We start from the raw sequence: 21,880 nt of genomic DNA on the forward strand, positions 1-21,880 counted from the left end.
GGCTCTATAATCCTGTTGCCAACCAAAGGAAGCTGATATGAAGAGTATCCCGAAAAAAGTGTTCATCATCGTGGTGTCACTGATGGCGCTTGGCGCGATCGGCGGCGTGATGCTGGCCGGTTACGCCATTGTCATCGGCCCTCCGGCCTGATCCGCTACGCCACCGGGCCGCGCCGCCGTTGCAGGGCGTCGGCCCAGCGCTCAAACAGCATATCCACCACAATCGCCAGCAGCGCCACCAGAATTGCCCCCTGTATCACATAAGCGGTGTTGAAGCCGCTCAAGCCAATCACAATCGGCGAGCCAAGGCTCTGGGTGCCGACGCTGGAGGCGATCGCCGCCGTGCCAATGTTGATGATCACCGAGGTGCGAATACCGCTGACAATCACCGGCGCGGCCAGCGGCAGCTCCACACGCGCCAGCATCTGTAGACGGCTCATGCCGACACCCAGTGCCACCTCGCGGCTGGCGGCCGGCACCGAGGCCAGCCCGGCCAGCGTCCCCTGCACCACCGGCAGCAGGCCGTAGAGCACCAGCGCCAGAATCGCGGGCTGCGGGCCAAAACCCATCACCGGCACTGCCACCGCCAGCACCGCCACCGGCGGGAAGGTCTGGCCCATCGCCACCACCGTCTCCAGCAGCGGGCGGAAGGGCTTCCCCCACTCGCGGGTGACGGCAATCCCCGCCGCCACGCCCACGCCCACCGCAATCAGGCTGGAGATCCCCACCAGCGTCAGGTGCGCCAGCACCAGTGACGGGAAGCTTTGTTGCAGGTAGAGCGGCCGTTGCAGCGTCGGGAACAGGCTGTGGAACACCCCGCCGAGCTGTCCCATGCCGAAGGTGAAGGCCAGCAACAGCAGCAGCGCCCAGAGCAGCGGCGAACGCAGCTGCCGCCAGCTATGCGTGGGGTGCGCCATCGCCACCCTCCTCCACCAGATCGGACAGGTGCAGCACGCCCAGCGGCGCGCCCGCGCCATCCACCACCGGCAGCACCTGCGCACCGCGCGCCACAAACAGCGACAGCGCCTCGCGCAGGCTAAGGCCGCCCTCGATGGGCGCGCCCGGTGCCTGCCCCGGCCTGACTCGCTGCGCCACCTGCCGCTGCGCCAGCAACTTGATGCCCAGATCGCTGCGGCCAAAGAACTCCCGCACAAAGGCGTTGGCCGGCCGCTCCAGCAAGTCGAGCGGCGCGCCCTGCTGCTGCACCCGCCCCTGATCGAGCAGCACGATGCGGTCGGCCAGCGTCAGCGCCTCGTCGATGTCGTGGGTCACCAGCACCACCGTACGCCCCAGCAGCTGGTGGATGCGTGCCATCTCCTGTTGCAGCGCACCGCGCGTCACCGGGTCCAGCGCGCCGAACGGCTCATCCATCAGCAAGACCTCTGGGTCGGCGGCCAGCGCGCGCGCCACCCCGACCCGCTGCTGCTGGCCGCCAGAGAGCTGGTGCGGGTAGCGTTTTAAGAACGCCTCATCCAGATGCAGCAGCCCCAGCAGTTCGCGCACGCGGGCGCGGATTTTTGCCGTCGGCCACTTCAGCAGGCGCGGCACGGTGGCGATGTTCTGCTCCACCGTCCAGTGCGGGAACAGGCCGATGGACTGGATGGCATACCCCATCCGCCGCCGCAGATCTTCCGGCTTGAAGGCGTGGATCGCCTCGCCAGCAAACAGGATTTCGCCGTGGTCTGGCTCCACCAGCCGGTTGATCATCTTCAGGGTGGTGGATTTGCCGGAGCCGGAGGTGCCAATCAGCACCGTGAATTCGCCGTCGGCAATGTTGAGCGTCAGCGCGTCCACCACCGGCTTGCCGCCATAGGTTTTGCTTACCTGGGAAAACTGGATCATCTGCGCGAGGGTTCCAAAACAGAGACAAGAAGGGTGAACAGGCCATCGATCACCACGGCCAGCACCACCACCGGGATCACCCCCAGCAGCACCAGATCCAGCGCGCTGCTCAGCAACCCCTGGAACATGATGGCCCCAAAACCGCCAGCGCCAATCAGCGCCGCCACCATCGCCATGCCGACGGTCTGCACCGCCACCACCCGCACACCGGCCAGAATGACCGGCAGCGCCAGCGGCAACTCCACCCGGCGCAGCAGTTGGCCGCGCGTCATGCCCATGCCGCGTGCCGACTCCAGTACCTGTGGCGGCACCGCCTGCAAGCCGGCCACCACGCCGCGCACCAGCGGCAGCAGCGCATAGAGCACCAGCGCGATGATCGCTGGCGCACGACCAATGCCGCTGATGCCAGCGCGCGCCAGCCACGGGAAGGCGGCCGCCAGCCCGGCCAGCGGTGCCAGCAGCAGGCCAAACAGGGCGATGGAGGGGATGGTCTGGATAATGTTGAGCAGCGGGAACAGCGGCCCGCGCCAGCGCACGGAGCGGGCGCAGAGCACGCCGAGCGGCAGGCCAATCAGCAGTGCTGGCACCAGCGTACCCGCCAGCAGCCCAAGGTGTTGCCACAGCGCCTCGTGGAACACATCGGCACGGTTGTCATACTCCTGGAGCAGCGAGAGCGCGTTGAGTTGCCCGCTCGCCAGCAGCGCCACCACTGGCAGCGCCATCTGCGCGTTGAGCAGCAGCCGCCAGCCCCGGTGGGTGGTCAGGCGTGACACCGCGTCGGCCCCCGCCAACACGCAGAGCGCCGCCGCCGCCCAGTAACCGCCACCGAGCGAGGTGCGCGCGATGCCGTCGCCATCGCCCGCCAGCAGCGTGGCCGCCGTGCCAGCAACAGAGGTCAGGCCATAGAGCAGCCCCTCCGCCAGCAGCAGCGTCAACAGGGCGCGCCAGCGCGCCGGGGGCAGTAGCGCCAGCACCAGCAACCCAGCCAATGGCAGCCCTAATAGCGCGCCGCCGCCCTGCGGCAGTGCCAGCAGCCCTATCGCCCGGCCGGAGACCAGCCGGTTTGGCGCATGGCTGACCAGCCCTAGCCCACCGAGCGCCAGCAGCATTAGCGCCAGCAGCAGCAACAGCACCGGATTGACGCCCCGGCGCATACCCAGCTCGGCCATTACTTCACAAAGCCGTGGTCTTGCAGGTATTTGGCCGCCACTTTTTTGGCGTCACGCCCGCCGACGGCGATCTGCGCGTTCAGCTTTTGCAGCGTCGGGCCGTCAAGGGAGGCGAACACCGGTTTCAGCAGTGCCGGAATGTTCTTGTGCTGGTTGAGCGCCGCCTCACGGATAATTGGCGCGGGCGCGTAGATCGGCTGCACGTTCTGCGGGTCATCCAGCGTTTGCAGGCCAAGCGCCGCCACCGGGCCGTCGGTGCCGTAGGCCATCGCGGCGTTGACGCCGGAAGTCTGCTCCGCCGCCGCCTTGATAGTGACCGCCGTGTCGCCACCGGCCAGTGACAGCAGCTGGTCCTGTTTCAGCGTGAAGTGGTAGGCCTGCTGGAAAGCAGGCAGCGCATCCGGCCGTTCAATGAACTCCGCCGAGGCGGCCAGCTTGAAGTTGCCGCCGCCACTGATGTACTTGCCCAGATCCTCAAGGGTTTTCAGATTGTTCTGCTGCGCCAGATCCTGCCGCACGGCGATGGTCCAGGTGTTGTTCGCTGGCGCGGCGTCGAGCCAGACAATCTTATTCTGTTCGTAGTCGAGCTGTTTTACCTTCTCGTAGCCAGCCTGCGCATTTTTCCACGCCGGGTCACTCTCCTGTGAGAAGAAGAACGCGCCATTGCCGGTGTACTCCGGGTAGATATCAATCTCACCGGCAGTAATCGCCCCGCGCACCACCTTGGTGTTGCCGAGTTGCAGGCGGTTGGTGGTCTGGATGCCGTTGGCTTCCAGCACCTGGATGATGAGGTTGCCGAGCAGCGATCCCTCGGTGTCAATTTTGGAACCGACGCGCACTGGCTCGGCCGCCTGCGCCAGGCCAGCCACGGCCATTAATGCCGCCGCCAGCCAACGGCCACGGAAAGGGGAACGGGACATGGTGACTCCTCCTGATTGTTATGGCGTGCTGCCCTGGATAAACACGCTGACACTCAAAAGGATAGCCGCGATTCCCCGGCTGACCAGCCCGGAGGGCGCGGGGTGCGACAAAAGGGGGATTTTCAGACGATGCGTACCCCGCCAGCCCAAGGCCAGCGGGGAGGCATTCAGGGGATCAGAAGCCTTCCAGCACCAGCTTGCCGCGTGCCTTGCCAGACTCGATCAGCGCATGGGCGCGCTTGAGGTTATCGGCATTGATGGTGCCGAAGTGCTGGCCAAGGGTGGTGCTGAGCGTACCCTCATCCAGCAGCGCGGCGACGCGGTTCAGCAGTTCATGCTGCTTGATCATGTCGTCGGTCTCGAACATCGAGCGGGTGAACATCAGCTCCCAGTGCAGCGAGATCGCCTTGCGCTTCAGCGGCATGGCGTCCAGCGTGGCCGGGTCATCAATCAGCCCCAGCTTGCCCTGCGGTGCCAGTACCTCCACCAGCTGCGCGTAGTGGCTGTCGGTGTGGGTCAGGCTGGCGATGTGGGTCACCTGATTGATGCCGAGGTTCTCCAGCTGTGCTGCCAGCGGCTGGTGGTGGTCAATCACATGGTGCGCGCCGAGTTGGCGCACCCAGTCGTGGGTCTCCGGGCGCGAGGCGGTGCCAACCACCGTCATTTTCGTCAACTGGCGTGCCAGCTGGGTCAGGATAGAGCCAACGCCACCGGCCGCGCCGACGATCAGCAGCACATCGCCCTCGCCGCCCTGCTCCGGCACGCCGAGGCGGTCAAACAGCAGCTCCCAGGCGGTGATGGAGGTGAGCGGCAGCGCGGCGCTGTCAGCAAAGCCCAGCGAGGCCGGCTTGCGGCCCACGATGCGCTCATCCACCAGATGCAGCTCGCTGTAGCAACCGGGGCGGATGATGGAACCGGCGTAGAACACCTCGTCGCCCGGCTTGAACAGCGTCACTTCTGGCCCCACCGACTCCACCACGCCGGCCACGTCCCAGCCCAGCACCCGCGGCCCGTTGGTTTCACCGCCAGCGCGCACCTTGGTGTCCACCGGGTTAACCGAGATCGCTTTCACCTGCACCCGCAGGTCACGCGCGCCCGGCTGCGGCACCGGTAGGTCGGTATCAAACAGCGCACGCGCATCATCAATCGGCAGACCGGGTTGTTCATAGGCTATCGCTTTCATTTTCACTTCCTCGCAATTATGGTGTGGCAGTGCGCCGCGGCGCACCTCAATGGCCGAAGCCGGGTATGACCCAAGCATAGCCGCCCTCCACAGGCCGGATACAGCCGCGCCACAGAACAACAGTTTCATGATGGGAGTGAAAATGATCAGACTTGATGACCTGGCGCTGTTTGTCCGCACGGCAGCGGTGGGCAGTTTCTCCAACGCCGCACGGGAGGCCGATCTGCTGCCGGCGCAGGTGAGTGCCGCCATCAAGCGGCTGGAGGGGGAGCTGGGGGCGCGGCTGTTTGCCCGCTCCACCCGTAGCCTGCGGCTGACGGCGGAGGGGGAGCAATATTTGCCCTACGCCAGTGAGGCGCTGGCAACGCTGGCGGCCGGGCAGTCAGTGCTGCGCCGCGAGCCGGAGCACCTCAACGGCATACTGCAACTGGCCGCCCCCTCCGATCTGGGGCGCAATGTGCTGCTGCCGACCCTCAGCGCCTTCCGCCGCGCCCATCCGCGGTTGACGCTGCGGCTGTTCCTCTCCGATCAGGTTACGGATGTGTTCAAAGACCCGGTGGATGTGGCGTTGCGCTACGGCCAGCCGGAGGATGCCAGTTTTGTCGCCCTGCCGCTGGCGGCGGAGAACCGGCGGGTGGCGGTGGCCTCCCCGGACTATCTGCGCCGTCATGGCCGCCCGACGACCCCGGCGGAACTGGCGGGGCACGCCTGTCTGGCGTTTGTGCTGCATGGCCGGGTCTATGACCGTTGGGCGTTCCACCCGCTGGCCGGGCAGCCACAGGTGGTGGCGGTCAACAGCGCGCTGATGAGCGACGACGCCGATGTGGTGCGACGCTGGGCGATCGCCGGTGAGGGCATCGCCTATAAATCCTGGCTGGATGTGTGCGACGACGTGCAGGCCGGTCGGCTGGTGACACTGTTTGGCGGGGCGCTGGGTGAGCCGGTGCCGCTCAACCTGATCTGCCCGCACCGCGGCCAGTTCTCGCCAGCGGTGCGGCAGTTGCATACCATGCTCAAGCAGCAGTGTGACCTGCTGCTGGCGGCCCTGCCCAAGGGTAATGCTGCCTGAGGTCAGGGAGATTTTTTTTCTGACGCGTTTTCATTGATAAAAGGTTTTATATCTAGTCTCTTTTCGATTATAAACCAAAGCTGATTCAGGCGCTTGATATAAAGATCATCAGTAATGATACTGATAATTTCTGTCAACGCGTCTGACGGTTTACATAATTTGTTTTTTTCCAATGAATTATTATGAAGCTGTTCATCGTTGCCTTGATGGGTTTGGATAATTGGCTTATCTTGCTTCTTCATTTCACTTTTCGCCTGACTTTTTTCCTCTTGAGATTTTTCATCTATATTTTTGCTTTGGCCCACCTCTTTTTGATCATCAGGAAAAAGAGCAGGAGCCGTGGGATCGGCCACCAAAATTGTGTAGATCCGCTGCCGCAAAAATCTATCCTGGCCGATATTGGCCAGATCGAAGACAGTGCGAATATTCAGGTTCCGCAGCAGCCGAGTTTTTTTTGAGCCAACCGCAATAATCAGTTGCGCCTGTGCAATCCAGTCAATCACTTCATACAGACCATAGGGGGTCTCAACAAATATCTGAATAGGGTTGGCCGTCGCCAGATTTTGCACATCCTCAATTTCGAACTCACTAAGCCGAAACTTCATATAGGGGTCGATGCCAATAATCATATCCAGCGGGTACTCTTTCATTAGCTTCTTGTCGTCACTGTCTACCCTGCGCAACGCTAATGAGGGAAAGCGCGCTACCAGAAGATCGATAAAGGCAAGAGGAAACAGCCCTACCAGCAGTGCCAAAGCAATAATCAAGAGTGTTACCTGACCGGTTTTACGAACAGTTTCCTCAGCTTTGCTAGTGGGAGCAACTGTAGGCGTAGTCGTAGGCGTAGGTGTAGTCGTAGGTGTAGTCGTAGGTGTAGTCGTAGGTGTAGCCGTAGGTGTAGGTGTAGCCGTAGGTGTAGCCGTAGGTGTAGCCGTAGGTGTAGCCGTAGGTGTAGTCGTAGTCGTAGCCGTAGGTGTAGTTGTAGGTGTAGTCGTAGGTGTAGCCGTAGGTGTAGTCGTAGGTGTAGCTGCAGCTGCAGCAGCTGGCGGGACTGTAGGTTGTGCACCTATGGATGACATTGCTGTCATGGCACTGGCTGGCTGTATATCCTCATCTGTCATGCTTTGGAAAACACCGCTGTAATAGACTGCTCCCACAATGACTAAAGAGAGCAGAATCCGGTAAAAGGCTCGGAAATAGGAGAGCGGCGACAGGTCATAATTGGCGACCCGGCGCAGCAAATAGTTCAGGGTCCATAGAAAAGCGCCAAGGAAAGTGAAGGCAAAAACTAGCCGACTCAGATTTTTTGTTTCATGCAAAATTTCAAACTCTTTACCATATAGCTGTTGAAATACTGTCAAAGAGATAAAAAAGCAGCTTGAGGTTAACGTAATATAGAGTAGGACGGGTAAAAAATAGTTAACGTTGTTTTCCAGCTCACCAGCTAGCTCCTTATCTTCATCTTGCATAATATGATATTTATGTTTCACCACTTCAAAAGAAGGCAGCATCGATCCACCAAGCTCTTTGAAGTGCAATGACTTTTCTAAATCCAATAGTCTTCTTGCACGCATTGCCCGCGTATTTTTTCGGCTTAGAGAGATACCAAATGGCACTCCAGCACCTAATAATAGAGAGATAATAACTAAAATAGAAATTTCAATGACATTGAGGTTTTCAAATCCCATACGTCACCCTACCTATGCAGAGGCGATGATAACCTGACGCTCTCCAGACATCAGGCGGGTCTGTTAAACAGCTGAATTAACCCTTCTGATGTACACCTCAATTTCCGCCTCGGATAATAATAATAATTTATATCGGTGCTTTTTTTGATAAGGGCGCAGCATAATCTATAGCAAATGAATGATTCTATTAGCTAATAATTGATTCATGTAAAAATAAAATACGTGATGAATTTGAGGGGGAGCCGTCGCTCCCCGGTAGTGCTAAACCACGGGCGCGCGCGGGGTGAAGATGTGGCCCAGTCCGGCCTCGATCATCTTTTTCACCAGCTCATAGCCGCCGTGGTGCTGGCTGTGGGCAAACTCGCGTTCAGACTCGAAAATGGGGCTGGCCCAGTAGAGATTGACCTTATCGCCATACAGCGTCGGCATGGCGACCTTGCTGGCCGGTGAACAGAGGGCATCAGAGAGCACAAAGCCCTCGTACCCCTGCGGGGCCATTGGCGAGGCCAGCGTGTGCCCCTCGCCCAGCCAGCTCAGGGTAGTCCACGGCAACTGGGCGAAGCCAGAGAGCGCGCTGGCCATCTGTACCGCACTCTGCTCGGTGACATACTGCGCCTCCACGGCGAAGGCCAGCTCAGCGCGGCGGTGATCGCTGGCGTCATCGTTAAACAGAATCTCCACGCCCGGCATCGGCCGGATGCTGGCACCCAGCGTCAGGAAGTAGTAGATGCCATCCTGCTCATGCTGCGAAATCGCCATCGGCGGCCAGCTGCCCTGATCGATGGCGTAATATTTTACCGAGGGGCCAAAGCGTGCCTCGTAGTGCTCCAAAAACTGCCGTTGCGCCTTCTGCCAGGGGCGATGCTCCCCCTGCTGCAACCAGCTGCGCCAGAACTGGCGCGTCTCCTCGGCACGGGCGTACTGGCTGTTGGTAGAGGCAGAACCGAGCGGGAAGGTGCTGCCATTGTCCTTCAGGCAACTGGCGGCGTAACTCACCTGATGATCAATATAGAGGCTCCAACCCGGCACCACCGCCAGCAACTGGCCGTGATACCAGAGCGCCGCGCCGTCATCGCTCTCGTTCCAGATGACCTGGATGCCCTCCGGGTGCAGCGGCGGCTCGCCATCCAGACTGCGGCAGTAGGCGGCCGGCATCATCGGTGCCAGCCCCTGCTCGGCGGCCTGCCAATCCTCCTCCTGCGGGGCGGGTTGCAGGTTGCGCACCCAGCAAGCGCGCAGGCCGGGGAAGCGCTCACGCATCTCTCCCTGCGCATAGAGGTAGAAGTAAACCACGCGGTCATCCTGCTCGACCACGGCAATAAGGGTCTGTTTGTGGTTGCTCACTTCGGCGATCAATTCTGACTGACGCATGACACCTCGTTAAAATCCCATTTTCCTCGCATTGAACGAAGTGTAGAACCTCTTCCAGCATGGGCGCACGGGCAAAACTCCCAAAAGTCGCCGCTATGGCGGAAAAAAGCCGGGGGGGGCGCGATAAGCAAAGCAGGAATAACCAGAAATGACAGGTCAGCCGTCAAAATATGGCGCGAATTCTTGGTGATTTGATGCGCTATGGCGGCAATCTCCCTTTAGGACTGCGCCCAGAAACACTTACAATTTGCGCGGCTATCTTCAGGAGCAATAGCAATGGCTACCCATCAACAACATAACGCAAGTCCGCGGCACTCTCTTGGTTGGCTCAAATACGTATGGCCAGTGGCGCTGATTATTCTAGTAATCTACGGCGTGTGGCGCGTCCTGACTATCACGCCCTTTGAACAGACCGTGATTCACAAGCTCGCCATTAATCCGCTGGCGACGCTCTATGTCACCGAAGCCAGCGCCGGGGCGACCACATCCTTCTCATATCGTTATTTTGTGTGTGATGCGCGCCAGAGTGAGGCGGCGTGTGTGAAGAGCATCAAAGAGAAGCAACGCCCTTTTCTGGTGACGGATGATCCAGATGCCACGATTGAGAAACAGCAGAAGTGCCTGAAGATTACGATCCGGGGGCGTGTGTATGACTACCACGCGCCCGCCGCTTACTCGACGCAGAGCGGTACGCTCTCCGTGCCCCTCTGTCTGGCATCGGCACCCTATTAGGACGCTGGCAGGCGCCCTACCCGCCGCATGGCGCGGTGCCAGGAGCCATTGCGTACCGCCCAGCGCAGCAGCGTGGCGAGGCGGCGGGTGGCGAAGCGTACCGCCCGCCGTTGGCTGCCGCCCATAGGCAACTGGAGCTGGTCGGCGGCCCAGCCGGGCAGCAGGTCAACGCCAGCGCGCATAAAGAGCGTACCGGCAGGGGCCGCCAGCCGACTGGGAGCGGGCGCACCCAGCAGCAGGCGCACCACCTCGGCGGTGCGTGCATCGTAACGCAGTTGCGGCTGCATCTGGTTCAGGTAGATCGCCACCTCCGCCACGCTCTCCGGCACCAGGCCAGCGCCCAGCGCGTAAGCGATGCGCGCCGCCTCGCGGTAGTAGGCGTTCTGTTCTCGCTTGGTGAGGTGGGGGTTGCGGTAGCGCAAGTGGGATTGCAGGAAGCTATAGGTCTCCGCCACATGCACCCAAACCAGCAGCGACGGGTCGTCGGCGGTATAGGGGGTGCCGTGGGCGTCCTGCCCCTTCACCTGGCGGTGGATGGTGCGCACCCGCTGGATCAGCCGTTCGGCGTCGCCGGTGGCCCCAAAGGTGGTGGCGGAGATGAATTGGCTGGTGCGGCGCAGGCGGCCCAGCATATCCTCACGGAAGTTGGAGTGATCCCAGACGCCAGCCAGCGCCAGCGGGTGCAGCATCTGGAGCAGCAGCGCCGAGATGCCGCCGCACAGCATCGAGGTAAAATCCCCGTGTACGCGCCAGATAACGCTGTCCGGCCCGTAGAGACCGGGGTCGCCCGGCGGTTGCTCCAGGTCAATGCCGCCCAGCGACAGGCCGGTCAGCCCCAGTACCTGTCGCTCTATACGTTGCCGGAGCGGGGCCAGCAGCCGCGACTCAGGCAGGTTCGCTTGTGGCATCAAAGGCAATCAGCTGCGGCCAGATGGCCATCACCACATCCACCAACAGGTTGAGATCCGTGCGGCTCGCGCCATCCCGCGCCTGCACCGACATCCCCTGTACCATGCAGTTGAGATATTTTGCCAGCACTTGACTGGAGACCTGCGCCGGCAGCTCGCCGCTCGCCTTGCGGCTGTCGAGGAACTCGCTCAGGGTCTGCTCCTGCATATGGTGGCGGGAGCGCAGCATCGAGGCGATCTCTTCCGACGCCGCCGAGAGCGTGGCGGAGGTGCAGACCATAAAGCAGCCGGAGGGGTTGTCGCAGTCAGTGAACAGCGCGGCGGCGGCACGCAGGTACTCCTCAATCGCCTGCTTCAGCGGGACGTCCGAGTGCGTCAGCGCGCGGTTGCTAGTCTCGATGAACAGGGTCAGGTAGTGCTCGACCGCCGCCCGGAACAGCCCCTCTTTGTTGCCGAACTCTGCGTAGAGCGTCGGTGCCTTGGCCCCGGTGGCTTCCACCAGATCTGCCAGCGAGGTCGCCTCATAGCCATACTTCCAGAACAATTTCAGCGCCTTGTTCAGCGCATCATCCCGGTCGAACTGTTTGGGGCGCCCGCGGCATTTTTTTGCCAAGGCCATATTTTCAGTGCTCATACACCCTCTCTTATCACTGCTGTGATTAGGTCAGAAAATATTTATTAATGATCATTATAAAAAACGGTGGCAGGAGTGTCGAGGTCTGTTTATAATTTAGTTATCGATCGTTAAACAAATGACGACTTCCCCCTGTACCGCGCAGTATCCTGCCGTGCCGCCGGCCCTCCCGGCATCAGACACTGGCAGAGGGGCGGTTATCGGGATTCGCCCCTGACGGACATTACCACCATGAAAACCATCACCCTATGGCTTGCCGCCCTGCTGGTCGCCAGCAGCCCATTGGCCGCGCTAGCGAACCAACAGGTTATCACGATGCAGGTCGATAGCCAGAAAATTGGCTTTACCACCCGCACCAGTGATGACCTGTCGACCTTGAAACCGGTCACCCCACAGCGCACGGTGTTGCGCGATCCGGTGGCCCGGCAGCTGGTCGCCAGCTCCGGCAGCAATCACCTGTTTGATGACAGCAGCATCTACAATTAATTCCCTCCCCGGCCGGCGTCCTGCCGGCCGCCCCGCTGTTTCGCACGAATCGCCAAAGATTAATTAACGATCGTTAAAAAAATAGTTGCAGCCGGCTAAAATGCGATCTACCATTAAATTATCGATCGTTAATTAAATAACGATGAGCTGATAAAACCAAAACGCATTTTTTGCCTCGGAGATAAGATCATGAAAAACCTGAAACTCACCATCGCTGCCCTTGCCCTGACCACCGCCTCTTTCGGCGCGTTCGCTGCCCAAGAAGTGACGCAAGCCCCGGCCAATGCCCAACAGATTGGCACCGTGAGCGCTCGCTCCACTAACCTGACCGGTCTGGAAAACCAGCTGGCACAGAAAGCCCAGGAGCAAGGCGCCAGCGCTTACCGTATCACCTCTGCGTCCGGCGGCACCAACCTGGTCTACGGCACCGCTGAGATCTACAACTAATCAACATAAAAAAATCACGACGTTAAAATTCGGACAGGAGATAACACCATGAAAAACCTGAAAATTGCCCTTGCCGCCCTCGCCCTGACCAGCGCCTCCTTTGGTGCGTTCGCTGCCCAACAGGTTGGTCAGGCACCGGCCGACGCACAGCCTATCGGCACCGTCAGCGCCACCAGCTCCCTGAACCTGAGCGATCTGGAGAGCCAACTGGCACAGAAAGCCGATGAGCAGGGTGCGACCTCATACCGCATCATTTCGGCATCCGGCAATAACCATCTGTATGGCAATGCCGAACTCTACAAATAATGCTTCATGTCGAAGAGGCGGCGTTGGCCGCCTTTTTCTCTTCCCCCGCTGCCTTGCCCTTCCCCCCGCCACCGTTTACTGTAACTGCCTGATTCCCCTGTTACCGGAAACCCTTTATGGCGCTGCACCGCATTATCCTTGATTGTGATCCCGGCGTGGATGACGCCGTTGCCCTGCTGCTGGCGTTGGCCTCTCCCACGGAGATTGAGCTGGCGGGCATCACCACCGTCGCGGGCAATGTCTCCGCTGACTTGACCGAGTACAACGCACGCCGCCTCTGTACGCTGGCGCAACGGCCTGAGATCCCGGTGTTTGCTGGTTGCCCGCGCCCGATGCTGGAGCCGCAGGGTTATGGCTCGCAGGTGCATGGCCATGATGGGCTGGGCGGCGTGCCGCTGCCGGAACCGGCGTTTGCCGTGCAGCGGCAACATGCGGTCGATTTCATCATTGAGACGATCAATGCCGCGCCGGGCCAAGTGACGCTCTGCCCGATTGGCCCGCTGACCAACATCGCGCTGGCGCTGATCAAGGCACCGGAGATTGCTGGCAAGATCCGCCAGCTGGTGTTTATGGGCGGTGCGGCATTCTGCCCCGGCAATGTGACGCCGCTGGCGGAGTTCAACCTCTACGTTGACCCCTGGGCGGCGCAGGTGGTGCTGAGCGCGGGCATCCCGCAAGTGATGTTTGGTCTGGACGTGACGATGCAGGCGCAGGTGAATGCTGACTGGCTGGCGCAGTTGCAGCAGGGCAGCCCGGCGCTGGCAAGCATTGCGGCGATGATGCGCAGCTATGGCGCGGCCGATCCCTGTCTGCATGACCCCTGTGTGATTGCCTGGCTGATAGACCCGACGCTGTTCGGCGGCGTGGAGGCGCACATTACCGTCAATACCGATCCGGGGCTGGGGCGCGGCCAAACAGTGGCGGCGGTGAAACCGCGCCACCTGCATGGGCATGCGCCCAACACGCGGGTGATGACCGAGGTGGATACCCCGCGTCTGCTGGCGCTGCTGGCCGAGCGGCTGGCGATCTACTGATGGCGGGAACCTGAAGCGGCCGGCGCGCACGCCGGCCGGGCGGTCATTCGGGCAGGCGCACCGAGCTTTGCAGGGCGCTGTCAAGCTGGTGGCGCTCCAGCGCCAGCTCAATCAGCCGGGTGATGAGCGCTGAATAGCTGAGGCCGCTCGCCTCCCACAGTTTTGGGTACATGCTGATGTTGGTAAAGCCGGGCAGCGTGTTCACCTCATTGATGATCACCTCACCGTCGACGGTCAGGAACACATCCACCCGCGCCATGCCGCTGCACTCCAGCACCTGGAACGCCTCCACCGCCACGGCGCGGATGCGCTGGTGCGTCTCTTCCGGCAGATCAGCCGGGATGGACACTGTCGCGCCCTGCTCATTGATATATTTGGTGTCGTAGTAGTAGAACTCATCCTGTAACACTACCTCGCCGCAGACACTGGCGACGGGCTGATCGTTGCCCAGCACCGCGCACTCAATCTCACGGCCCTGAATGGCTGACTCCACCAGCACCTTGTGATCGAAACGGAAGGCCAGCGCCAGCGCCGCCTGGTACTCCTCTTCGTTGCGCACCTTGCTGACGCCCACGGAGGAGCCTTGGTTGGCTGGCTTGACGAACAGCGGCAGCCCGAGCCGCGCCCGGACGGCGTCGAAGCCGAAGCGCGCGCGGTTAGTGCGTGTCAGGGTAACGAAGGGGGCGACCGCCAGCCCGGCGTCGCGCAGCAGGCGTTTGGTGACATCCTTGTCCATGCTGACCGCCGACCCTAGCACGCCGGTGCCCACGAACGGCAAATTCGCCATCCGCAGCAGCCCCTGTAGGGAGCCATCCTCGCCCAGCGTGCCGTGTACGATCGGGAAGATCACATCGAGCTGTGCCAGTGCGCGAGCCTCCTGGCGCTCAACCCACTGGTTCTGCTGCTGGCCGGGCACCAGCGCCAGATCGCGGCTAGAGGGGTTTAGGGCGATCCGCGCCGGATCGTCTGCATGTTGCAGATAGTGGGCGGCGTCATGAAGGTGCCACTGCCCCTGTTTGTCGATGCCCAGCAATGTCACCTCGAAGCGATCCTTGTCCATCGCCTCGACAATGTTTTTGGCCGACTGCAATGAGACCTCATGCTCCGCTGATTTCCCGCCGAAGATAACCCCTACCCGAATCTTAGCCACGCCCGTTCCTTACCCAAAGAGTGAAAGCGAAATAATGGCGCGGGCGCGGGGCGAAAGTAAAGCGGCAAACGGCGGCTAATCAACGATGAACAGCACCGCCCCCTCCTCGGTGTAGGACTGGTGCGCCTCATGCTCATCGGCCACCTGGTAGCTCATGCCGGGCGACAGCACGAAGGTGCGGCCATCCTCCAGACGGCACTCCAGCCGGCCAGAGAGGCAGAGCAGAATATGCCCCTTGTTGCACCAGTGGTCTGCCAAATAGCCCGGCGAGTACTCGACCATCCGCACTCGCACCGGCTGCTGTTCGTCGCCAAAGTGGCGGGTGCGCCAGTAGGCGGTGCCCCGCTCGCCGGGGTAAGCCGTGACCTCAACCGTGCTCCAGTCGGTCACGCCAAAGGGAATGGCGGAAAGTTTCATTGCGGCTCCTTGTCTGTTGCGCTCTCGTTACCTTAATACCGCCCTCAAAAAGCAGATACGGGCAGATTTCTGAAAAGTTAGGTAAATCAGCCAGAAAGAAAAAATGCCGGTTTTCAGCACAGTGGGATATTCGTTGCGCAATTCTGTTACAGATCGTCTCACCCGGCCCAGCCACCGGCTGTTATGGACTACGCTTTAACAAGTTAGCCGCAAGAGACTATCCCACTACGGCCAGCTTTTTTATGCCGTGCGGCCTGATTCGCACGCTGATTCGCCGTCACCAAGGAGCGTTTAATGCCTTATCAAACCGTGAACCCTTTCAATAATAAACTCATCAAAACCTACCCCGACCACAGTGACCAGCAGGTGCAGCAGGCGCTGGATCGTGCCCATCGGCTCTATAAGTCCGAGTGGTCGCAGGGGCCGGTGCAGTCGCGCGTGCAGGTGCTGCATAAGCTCTCCGCGCTGATCGCCGCCCGCGTGGACGATCTGGCGAAGATCGCCAGCGAGGAGATGGGCAAGCTGATTGAGCAGAGCCGGGGCGAGGTGAAGCTGTGTGCCGCCATCGCCAGCTACTACGCCGAACATGCGGAAACCTTCCTGCAACCCACCCGCTACCCGACCGATCTGGGCGAGGCGTGGGTGGAGAACAGTCCGATTGGTGTGCTGGTCGCCGTCGAGCCGTGGAACTTCCCCTACTACCAGCTGATGCGCGTACTGGCACCCAACCTGGCCGCCGGTAACCCGATTTTGGTGAAACATGCCAGCATCGTGCCGCACTGCGCCGAGGTGTTTGAGCAGCTGGTGCATGAGGCCGGTGCGCCAGAGGGGGCCTACACCAACCTGTTTATCTCCACTGATCAGGTGGGCACGCTGATTGATGATGACCGGGTGCAGGGCGTGGCGCTGACCGGGTCAGAGAAGGCCGGTAGCATCGTCGCCGCCCGCGCCGCCAGCAAGCTGAAGAAATCGACGCTGGAGCTGGGCGGCAATGACATCTTCGCGGTGCTGGATGATTGCGATCTGGAGAAGGCGATCAAGGCGGCGGCACAGGCGCGCCTGAGCAACTGCGGCCAGGTATGCACCGCCGCCAAGCGCTTTATCGTGCATGAGAAGGTGGCAGACGCCTTCCTGAAGGGCTTCACCGCACAGATGCAGGCGGTGAAACCGGGCGATCCGCTCGACCCGCAGACCACCCTCGGCCCGCTCTCTTCGGCGCAGGCGCTGAAAGATCTCGCCAAGCAGGTGGATGAGGCGGTCAAGGCGGGCGCGACCCTGCACCTCGGCGGTAAAAAAGTGGAGAACACCGACGGCAACTTCTACCAGCCGACCATCCTGACCGGTATCACGCGTGACAACCCGGCCTACTTCCAGGAGTTCTTTGGCCCGGTGGCGCAGGTCTACGTGGTAAAAGATGACGAGGAGCTGGTGACGCTGGCGAATGACTCCCACTACGGCCTGGGTGGCGCGATCTTCACCCAGGACACCGCGCGCGGCAAGGCGCTGGCGTCACGCATTGAGACCGGCATGGTCTACATCAACTCCGCCACTGACACCGCGCCGGAGCTGCCGTTTGGCGGCGTGAAGCGCTCTGGCTATGGCCGCGAGCTGTCTGACCTCGGCATCAAGGAGTTCGTCAACCAGAAACTGGTGGTGATCGCCAAGTGATCCCCCACCGGCCGCGCCCGCGGCCGGTGCTTTCCCCGCCCTTTTATTGCGCATCCCCGCGGTTAAGCTTAGGTTTATTTATCATCCTCATTTTCAGGACAGGGAGAGACGATGGCCCCCACCCCCCGCGACACCCGCGCGCTGCTGGCGCGCCTGCAAGAGATTGTTGGCGGCAACCATGTGCTGACCGATGAACGCAGTACCGAACGCTACCGCCACGGCTACCGCTCCGGCGGCGGCCGGGCGCTGGCGGTGGTCTTCCCGCAGACGCTGCTGCAACAGTGGCGCATCCTGCAAGCCTGCGTGGCCGCTGACACCATTGTCATCATGCAGGCCGCCAACACCGGGCTGACCGAAGGCTCGACGCCGAGCGGTGATGACTATGACCGCGACATCGTGATCGTCAGCACCCGCAAACTCGACAAGCTGCAACTGATCAACAATGCCGAGCAGGTGATCGCCTTCCCCGGCAGCACCCTGCACCACCTGGAGAAGCTGCTGAAACCCTATGGCCGCGAGCCGCACTCGGTGATTGGCTCCTCCTGCATCGGCGCGTCGGTGATTGGCGGTATTTGCAACAATTCCGGCGGCGCGCTGGTGAAACGTGGCCCGGCCTACACCGAGCTGGCGCTCTATGCGCAGGTGGGCACCGACGGCCAGTTGAAGCTGGTGAACCATCTGGGGATTGATCTGGGCGACACGCCGGAGGAGATTTTGACCCGGCTGGAGCGCGGCACCTACAGCCCGCATGAGATTGCCCACAATGGTCGCGTCGCCTCCGACCCGGACTACGCCAGCCGGGTGCGTGACGTGGATGCCGACACCCCGTCGCGCTTCAACGCCGACCGGCGTCGGCTGTTTGAGGCCAGCGGCTGCGCGGGCAAGCTGGCGGTGTTCGCGGTGCGGCTCGACACCTTCCCCGCCGAGCCAAACCAGCAGGTGTTCTACATCGGCACCAATGACACCGCGGTGTTGACGGCGATCCGCCGCCACATCCTCAGCCACTTCCGCGCCCTGCCGGTGGCTGGCGAGTACATGCACCGCGACTGCTTCAACATCGCCGAAATCTATGGCAAGGATACCTTCCTGATGATTGACCGGCTTGGCACTGACCGGATGCCCGACCTGTTTCTGGCGAAGGGCAAAGTGGACGCGCGGCTGAACAAGGCGCCGCTGGTGCCGCGCCACCTCACCGACCGGGTGATGCAGTCCGTCAGCCGCCTGATGCCCGGCCACCTGCCGCCGCGCCTGACCGAGTACCGTGACCGCTACGAGCACCACCTGCTGTTGCGGATGTCCGGCGAGGGGGTGGCGGAGGCGCAGCACTTCCTGGAGGGCTTCTTCCGCGATGCCGAGGGGGATTTCTTTGCCTGCACCGAGGAGGAGGGGCGCAAGGCCTTCCTGCACCGCTTTGTCGCCGCCGGGGCGGCGGTGCGCTACCACGCGATGCATGAGGAGGAGGTGGAGGAGATCTTGCCGCTGGACATCGCCCTGCGGCGCAATGAGACCGCGTGGTTTGAGACGCTGCCGCCAGAGATCGACAGCCAGCTGGTGGCGAAACTCTACTATGGCCACTTTATGTGCCACGTCTTCCATCAGGATTACATTGTGAAGAAGGGCGTGGACGCCCATGCGCTGAAGGCGCAGATGCTGGAGAGGTTAGACCGCAAGGGGGCGGAGTATCCGGCCGAGCACAACGTCGGCCACCTCTACGCCGCCAAGCCAGCGCTGAAGGGGTTCTACCGGCAGATTGACCCGACCAACAGCTTCAACCCCGGCATTGGCAAGACGCCAAAGGCGCGCAACTGGCGCGAGTAGCGGCTACCAGAGGTTAAACCCTGCCAGGCCGGCGGAGATCAGCACGCCGGCCACCTGCCCGCCCACCAGCCAGCGAAAGCCCCGGCGTGGCGCGGGTGGCATGGTCAGCATCGCGAGATGCAGCAGCAGCGTGGTGAAGTTGGTGACCGCCAAAATCACCAGCGCCACGTAGCCATTGAGGTTGAACACCTCATCGCGCGGCGCGAACCAGAAGGCATCCGCCGCCAGCAGAATGCCAATCAGGGCCACCATCCATGACACCAGGGTAAACAGAGCCTTAAGTTGCATACGTTCACGGGCATCCGGCCCGCGCCTCTCTTATCGTGTGGGCCGATACTGTAACAAATGCCGCACGCGGCTGCGTGCTAAAGCGTGCGCCCTCAACCGGTTTACCCGCAGAAAAAGCAAAAAATGCCCGCCACACCTGGAGTTAGCCCAGACGCCAGCGGGCGATGATGGCAGATTGGCGCGTGTCAGCTAAGCCGCGCGCCCCCTAGAAAATGTGCGCGCCGTAGCCCCACATGATGACGGTCAGCGCCAGCACGAACTCCAGCACCAGCACACCGATGCCGAGGGTCGAGCCAGAGATCAGCACCCCCTCATCCTTGTTCACGCCGAGGAACGCTGGCATACCGAGGTAGAGCAGATAGCCGCTGTAGACCAGCGCCAGAATGCCGACAAACAGGCAGAGCCAGACCACCGGGTAGAGCGCCACTACCCCGCTGAGAAACATCGGCGTGGCGACATAGCCAGCGAACACGATGCACTCATTGAGCGACGGGCGGCTGGGGAAGCGGCGCGACAGCATATGGATCACGCGCCCCATCAGCGCCACCGCGCCCAACATCAGCAGGTAGAACGCCAGCGCGATGGCCAGCGCGGTAGAGGGCAGGATGCGCAAGTAGTCGCCGTCGCCAAAACTCCAGCCGACGCGGGTGGTGCCGATGAAGGAGCAAACCACCGGGATCGCCGCCATCAGCAGCACATGGTGCAGGTAGAGATGGCCGATGCTCTCATGCTCGCGCTTGATCTGTTGCAGTTCGGGGCCGGGATGGGCAAACAGCCCCCAGACATGGTTAATCATAGATACCTCCTGACGCCCGTCTGGGGCGGCACCAGACGGGCCGGCTTGAGCAGGCGCAAGGGCGCGCCGCCGCCGGACGACCTTTTTTAGTATAGAGGTGTTTACTATTTGTACTGAGAAAGGCGTGGGAAAATCGTGAGGAGGGCCGCGCGGCGGGTGCCGCGCGGCAAACGCGTCAGCCCATCAGCGCGATGGCCTTGTCGAGTACCTTGTCACCGCGCATGGTGCCGTAATCCATCATGTCAATCACATCCACCGGCTTGTTGAGCGGCGCGGCCGCCTCCTGCAAGCGCTTGAGCTGGAACTTCACCTGCGGCCCCAGCAGGATGACATCCGCATCCTTGACGATGAGTTCAAAGTCAGACACCGGCACCGCCTCAATGTCCACCTCCAGTTGGCGCTTCTCCGCCTCCTGGCGCATCCGCTGCACCAACATACTGGTCGACATGCCGGCAGCACAACACAGTACGATTCTTTTCATCTGTCACCCCTTAGTGTCCTTTCTGTTTGTGAAATTCAACCATAACCCAGCGCGGGCCGAATACAAGGCGCAGCGCGCCCGGCGAGGGGGGAAATGTCCAGCCTGCGATAAACGTCATGCTTTTCAGCTGGCTATCCGCCCCAATTTGCACACTTTCCGGCAACTGTGGCGAAAGTGACTATACTGATAACAACCGCTTACGTTGGAGGTGGTAGGGATGCGCCGCAGGCCCGGCGCCCCCGGTTTGGGATGGCAACGTCACGGCGTTGTAGTGATATAAAAACAAAGGAGCACGGTATGAAAATCATTTTGTGGATTATCGCCATTATCTTTATTGTCGGCCTGCTGACCATCACCGGCGTGTTCAAGATGCTGTTCTGATGTCTGGCCTGCCCGGCCGTGCGCCGGGCAGGCTCCCCCGCCCTACTCGATCGCCTGCGCCACCGTCGGGTGATCCAACTGCTGATCCTTCTCCCTGCGGTAATTCTTCGCCACCTGTGGCACCGGCGCGGCGCGCCCGGTCTCCATCCAGCTGCGCAGCCGGTTGGCGTCGGCGAAGTGGGTATATTTGCCGAACGCATCTAACACCACCAGCGTCACCGGGCGGCGGTTAATGATGGTACGCATCGCCAGACAGTGCCCAGCCTGATTGGTGAAGCCGGTCTTGGTCAGCTGGATGTCCCACTTGCCGGTCGCCAGCAGGTGGTTGGTGTTGCGGAACGGCAGGCTGTAGCGCGGGTGGGTGAACTCCGCCTGCGCCTGCTCGGTGGTGCTGAGCTGGCTGATCAGCGGGTAGAGGCGCGTCGCCTGCAACAGCTTGGTCAGGTCGCGGGCGGTGGAGACGTTGCGCACCGACAGCCCGGTTGGCTCGACGTAGTGGGTGTGGGTCATGCCGAGCGCGCGCGCCTTGGCGTTCATCGCGCGGATAAAGGCGTCATAGCCGCCGGGGTAGTGGTGCGCCAGCGTCGCGGCGGCGCGGTTCTCCGAGGACATTAGCGCCAGATGCAGCATCTGCTGGCGGCTGGCCTCGCTGCCCACCTTCACGCGTGAGAAGACGCCGCGCAGCTCTGGCGTGTTGTGGATGTCAACGGCAATCACCTCATCCAGCGGCTGGTTAGCGTCCAGCGTCACCATCGCGGTCATCAGCTTGGTGATCGAGGCGATCGGCACCACCTCATCCGGGTTGCGGGAGTAGATCACCTGATGGGTCTGCATATCCACCACCATCGCGCTGCCAGAGGCGATCTCCAGCGGCGTCACTTTACCCTCAATTGCCGCATTGCTGCTGGCGGAAACGGCCGGTGCCATGCCCAGACCAAGGTTCAGTGCCAGCAGGCTTAAAGCCAGAACAGGAATTTTCACGTCTCGTACTCTGTAACTTATTGGGATTATGGATGATTAACGGCCAGAACACTGCTGCCGGATTATAAGTGACAGACAGAGGGTTGGCACTGGGAGAGTGCGAGTCCATTT

Annotated in this window: 24 protein-coding genes; 9 read left to right on the top strand and 15 right to left on the bottom strand. The window is 61.5% G+C overall.

Annotated features, from left to right (window positions below):
* Positions 1–155 precede the first annotated feature (155 nt).
* The 5 genes from ACK3SD_RS12005 to ACK3SD_RS12025 all read right to left on the bottom strand — a co-directional run bounded on the left by ACK3SD_RS12005 (position 156) and on the right by ACK3SD_RS12025 (position 5,114).
* A complete protein-coding gene (locus ACK3SD_RS12005) occupies positions 156–917 on the bottom strand; it encodes an ABC transporter permease (RefSeq protein WP_481125639.1) in 762 nt (253 codons plus the stop codon).
* Entirely contained in the window at positions 898–1,842 is a 945-nt protein-coding gene (locus ACK3SD_RS12010) for an ABC transporter ATP-binding protein (RefSeq protein ID WP_137763771.1), read from the bottom strand. Before ACK3SD_RS12010 ends, ACK3SD_RS12005 begins: the two co-directional genes overlap by 20 nt.
* Complete coding sequence (locus ACK3SD_RS12015) at positions 1,839–3,011, bottom strand: ABC transporter permease (protein WP_481125640.1); 1,173 nt, start codon at positions 3,009–3,011, stop codon at positions 1,839–1,841. Before ACK3SD_RS12015 ends, ACK3SD_RS12010 begins: the two co-directional genes overlap by 4 nt.
* Positions 3,011–3,931 (bottom strand): glycine betaine ABC transporter substrate-binding protein OsmF, encoded by a 921-nt coding sequence (gene osmF / locus ACK3SD_RS12020; protein ID WP_137763772.1) that lies wholly within the window; start codon positions 3,929–3,931, stop codon positions 3,011–3,013. The genes ACK3SD_RS12015 and osmF overlap by 1 nt, the downstream gene beginning before the upstream one ends.
* Before the next feature lie 175 nt (positions 3,932–4,106).
* Complete coding sequence (locus tag ACK3SD_RS12025) at positions 4,107–5,114, bottom strand: zinc-binding alcohol dehydrogenase family protein (RefSeq protein WP_481125641.1); 1,008 nt, start codon at positions 5,112–5,114, stop codon at positions 4,107–4,109.
* Between the two features lie 142 nt (positions 5,115–5,256).
* On the opposite strand from ACK3SD_RS12025, the gene ACK3SD_RS12030 reads away from it, so the two are divergent.
* Entirely contained in the window at positions 5,257–6,183 is a 927-nt protein-coding gene (locus tag ACK3SD_RS12030; protein ID WP_481125642.1) for a LysR family transcriptional regulator, read from the top strand.
* 2 nt (positions 6,184–6,185) lie between these two features.
* Here ACK3SD_RS12030 and ACK3SD_RS12035 read toward each other — a convergent pair whose 3' ends face one another.
* Together ACK3SD_RS12035 and ACK3SD_RS12040 are read right to left on the bottom strand one after the other, a co-directional pair.
* A complete protein-coding gene (locus ACK3SD_RS12035; RefSeq protein ID WP_481125643.1) occupies positions 6,186–7,871 on the bottom strand; it encodes a hypothetical protein in 1,686 nt (561 codons plus the stop codon).
* Between the two features lie 261 nt (positions 7,872–8,132).
* Positions 8,133–9,242: a suppressor of fused domain protein gene (locus ACK3SD_RS12040; RefSeq protein WP_481125644.1), complete on the bottom strand. Its 1,110-nt coding sequence runs from the start codon at positions 9,240–9,242 to the stop codon at positions 8,133–8,135.
* A gap of 276 nt (positions 9,243–9,518) precedes the next feature.
* Here ACK3SD_RS12040 and ACK3SD_RS12045 point away from each other — a divergent pair, with 276 nt between their 5' ends.
* Positions 9,519–9,974, top strand: coding sequence for a hypothetical protein (locus ACK3SD_RS12045; RefSeq protein ID WP_481125645.1), 456 nt, complete (start codon positions 9,519–9,521; stop codon positions 9,972–9,974).
* Here ACK3SD_RS12045 and ACK3SD_RS12050 read toward each other — a convergent pair.
* A complete protein-coding gene (locus tag ACK3SD_RS12050; RefSeq protein ID WP_481127547.1) occupies positions 9,971–10,849 on the bottom strand; it encodes an oxygenase MpaB family protein in 879 nt (292 codons plus the stop codon). The two genes, ACK3SD_RS12045 and ACK3SD_RS12050, sit on opposite strands and share 4 nt — an antisense overlap.
* Positions 10,850–10,859: 10 nt before the next feature.
* Entirely contained in the window at positions 10,860–11,516 is a 657-nt protein-coding gene (locus tag ACK3SD_RS12055; RefSeq protein WP_481125646.1) for a TetR/AcrR family transcriptional regulator, read from the bottom strand.
* Positions 11,517–11,747: 231 nt separating this feature from the next.
* Here ACK3SD_RS12055 and ACK3SD_RS12060 point away from each other — a divergent pair, with 231 nt between their 5' ends.
* From ACK3SD_RS12060 to ACK3SD_RS12075, 4 genes are all read left to right on the top strand, one after another.
* On the top strand, positions 11,748–12,002 hold the full coding sequence (locus tag ACK3SD_RS12060; protein ID WP_481125647.1) for a hypothetical protein: 255 nt from the start codon (positions 11,748–11,750) through the stop codon (positions 12,000–12,002).
* Between the two features lie 189 nt (positions 12,003–12,191).
* A complete protein-coding gene (bhsA, locus tag ACK3SD_RS12065; RefSeq protein WP_481125648.1) occupies positions 12,192–12,449 on the top strand; it encodes a multiple stress resistance protein BhsA in 258 nt (85 codons plus the stop codon).
* A 48-nt stretch (positions 12,450–12,497) separates the two neighbouring features.
* Entirely contained in the window at positions 12,498–12,755 is a 258-nt protein-coding gene (gene bhsA, locus ACK3SD_RS12070) for a multiple stress resistance protein BhsA (protein ID WP_481125649.1), read from the top strand.
* A 116-nt stretch (positions 12,756–12,871) separates the two neighbouring features.
* Entirely contained in the window at positions 12,872–13,789 is a 918-nt protein-coding gene (locus ACK3SD_RS12075; protein WP_481125650.1) for a nucleoside hydrolase, read from the top strand.
* Between the two features lie 43 nt (positions 13,790–13,832).
* On the opposite strand, the gene ddlA is transcribed toward ACK3SD_RS12075, so the two are convergent.
* The gene (ddlA, locus tag ACK3SD_RS12080) at positions 13,833–14,939 is read right to left on the bottom strand and encodes a D-alanine--D-alanine ligase (protein ID WP_481125651.1); all 1,107 of its coding nucleotides are present in this window, start codon (positions 14,937–14,939) and stop codon (positions 13,833–13,835) included.
* A 75-nt stretch (positions 14,940–15,014) separates the two neighbouring features.
* Positions 15,015–15,356, bottom strand: coding sequence for a DHCW motif cupin fold protein (locus ACK3SD_RS12085; protein ID WP_481125652.1), 342 nt, complete (start codon positions 15,354–15,356; stop codon positions 15,015–15,017).
* Positions 15,357–15,650: 294 nt separating this feature from the next.
* Here ACK3SD_RS12085 and ACK3SD_RS12090 point away from each other — a divergent pair, with 294 nt between their 5' ends.
* Together ACK3SD_RS12090 and dld are read left to right on the top strand one after the other, a co-directional pair.
* Entirely contained in the window at positions 15,651–17,024 is a 1,374-nt protein-coding gene (locus ACK3SD_RS12090; protein WP_137763786.1) for an NAD-dependent succinate-semialdehyde dehydrogenase, read from the top strand.
* Between the two features lie 111 nt (positions 17,025–17,135).
* Entirely contained in the window at positions 17,136–18,842 is a 1,707-nt protein-coding gene (gene dld, locus ACK3SD_RS12095) for a D-lactate dehydrogenase (RefSeq protein WP_481125653.1), read from the top strand.
* Positions 18,843–18,845: 3 nt separating this feature from the next.
* Here dld and ACK3SD_RS12100 read toward each other — a convergent pair whose 3' ends face one another.
* From ACK3SD_RS12100 to ACK3SD_RS12110, 3 genes are all read right to left on the bottom strand, one after another.
* Positions 18,846–19,130 carry a hypothetical protein gene (locus ACK3SD_RS12100; RefSeq protein ID WP_481125654.1) on the bottom strand — a complete coding sequence of 95 codons (285 nt, stop codon included), beginning with the start codon at positions 19,128–19,130 and terminating at the stop codon, positions 18,846–18,848.
* Positions 19,131–19,335: 205 nt separating this feature from the next.
* Positions 19,336–19,923, bottom strand: a complete 588-nt coding sequence (locus ACK3SD_RS12105) for a Yip1 family protein (RefSeq protein ID WP_168195893.1) — start codon at positions 19,921–19,923, stop codon at positions 19,336–19,338.
* Positions 19,924–20,101: 178 nt separating this feature from the next.
* Positions 20,102–20,407, bottom strand: a complete 306-nt coding sequence (locus ACK3SD_RS12110) for a PTS sugar transporter subunit IIB (protein ID WP_137763790.1) — start codon at positions 20,405–20,407, stop codon at positions 20,102–20,104.
* A gap of 297 nt (positions 20,408–20,704) precedes the next feature.
* Between ACK3SD_RS12110 and ACK3SD_RS12115 the strand changes: the two genes are divergently transcribed.
* On the top strand, positions 20,705–20,788 hold the full coding sequence (locus ACK3SD_RS12115; RefSeq protein ID WP_481127548.1) for a small membrane protein YohP: 84 nt from the start codon (positions 20,705–20,707) through the stop codon (positions 20,786–20,788).
* Positions 20,789–20,830: 42 nt separating this feature from the next.
* Here ACK3SD_RS12115 and pbpG read toward each other — a convergent pair whose 3' ends face one another.
* Positions 20,831–21,715: a D-alanyl-D-alanine endopeptidase gene (pbpG, locus tag ACK3SD_RS12120; protein ID WP_481127549.1), complete on the bottom strand. Its 885-nt coding sequence runs from the start codon at positions 21,713–21,715 to the stop codon at positions 20,831–20,833.
* Positions 21,716–21,880: the final 165 nt, after the last annotated feature.

Source organism: Chimaeribacter sp. YP20170169 (assembly GCF_056739715.1).

Excerpts from the sequence above, each read along its gene's own strand:
- ACK3SD_RS12005 (WP_481125639.1), bottom strand. The coding sequence starts at position 917 with ATGGCGCACCCCACGCATAGCTGGCGGCAGCTGCGTTCGCCGCTGCTC.
- ACK3SD_RS12010 (WP_137763771.1), bottom strand. The coding sequence starts at position 1,842 with ATGATCCAGTTTTCCCAGGTAAGCAAAACCTATGGCGGCAAGCCGGTG.
- ACK3SD_RS12015 (WP_481125640.1), bottom strand. The coding sequence starts at position 3,011 with ATGGCCGAGCTGGGTATGCGCCGGGGCGTCAATCCGGTGCTGTTGCTG.
- osmF (WP_137763772.1), bottom strand. The coding sequence starts at position 3,931 with ATGTCCCGTTCCCCTTTCCGTGGCCGTTGGCTGGCGGCGGCATTAATG.
- ACK3SD_RS12025 (WP_481125641.1), bottom strand. The coding sequence starts at position 5,114 with ATGAAAGCGATAGCCTATGAACAACCCGGTCTGCCGATTGATGATGCG.
- ACK3SD_RS12030 (WP_481125642.1), top strand. The coding sequence starts at position 5,257 with ATGATCAGACTTGATGACCTGGCGCTGTTTGTCCGCACGGCAGCGGTG.
- ACK3SD_RS12035 (WP_481125643.1), bottom strand. The coding sequence starts at position 7,871 with ATGGGATTTGAAAACCTCAATGTCATTGAAATTTCTATTTTAGTTATT.
- ACK3SD_RS12040 (WP_481125644.1), bottom strand. The coding sequence starts at position 9,242 with ATGCGTCAGTCAGAATTGATCGCCGAAGTGAGCAACCACAAACAGACC.
- ACK3SD_RS12045 (WP_481125645.1), top strand. The coding sequence starts at position 9,519 with ATGGCTACCCATCAACAACATAACGCAAGTCCGCGGCACTCTCTTGGT.
- ACK3SD_RS12055 (WP_481125646.1), bottom strand. The coding sequence starts at position 11,516 with ATGAGCACTGAAAATATGGCCTTGGCAAAAAAATGCCGCGGGCGCCCC.
- ACK3SD_RS12060 (WP_481125647.1), top strand. The coding sequence starts at position 11,748 with ATGAAAACCATCACCCTATGGCTTGCCGCCCTGCTGGTCGCCAGCAGC.
- bhsA (WP_481125648.1), top strand. The coding sequence starts at position 12,192 with ATGAAAAACCTGAAACTCACCATCGCTGCCCTTGCCCTGACCACCGCC.
- bhsA (WP_481125649.1), top strand. The coding sequence starts at position 12,498 with ATGAAAAACCTGAAAATTGCCCTTGCCGCCCTCGCCCTGACCAGCGCC.
- ACK3SD_RS12075 (WP_481125650.1), top strand. The coding sequence starts at position 12,872 with ATGGCGCTGCACCGCATTATCCTTGATTGTGATCCCGGCGTGGATGAC.
- ACK3SD_RS12085 (WP_481125652.1), bottom strand. The coding sequence starts at position 15,356 with ATGAAACTTTCCGCCATTCCCTTTGGCGTGACCGACTGGAGCACGGTT.
- ACK3SD_RS12090 (WP_137763786.1), top strand. The coding sequence starts at position 15,651 with ATGCCTTATCAAACCGTGAACCCTTTCAATAATAAACTCATCAAAACC.
- dld (WP_481125653.1), top strand. The coding sequence starts at position 17,136 with ATGGCCCCCACCCCCCGCGACACCCGCGCGCTGCTGGCGCGCCTGCAA.
- ACK3SD_RS12100 (WP_481125654.1), bottom strand. The coding sequence starts at position 19,130 with ATGCAACTTAAGGCTCTGTTTACCCTGGTGTCATGGATGGTGGCCCTG.
- ACK3SD_RS12110 (WP_137763790.1), bottom strand. The coding sequence starts at position 20,407 with ATGAAAAGAATCGTACTGTGTTGTGCTGCCGGCATGTCGACCAGTATG.
- ACK3SD_RS12115 (WP_481127548.1), top strand. The coding sequence starts at position 20,705 with ATGAAAATCATTTTGTGGATTATCGCCATTATCTTTATTGTCGGCCTG.
- pbpG (WP_481127549.1), bottom strand. The coding sequence starts at position 21,715 with ATGGCACCGGCCGTTTCCGCCAGCAGCAATGCGGCAATTGAGGGTAAA.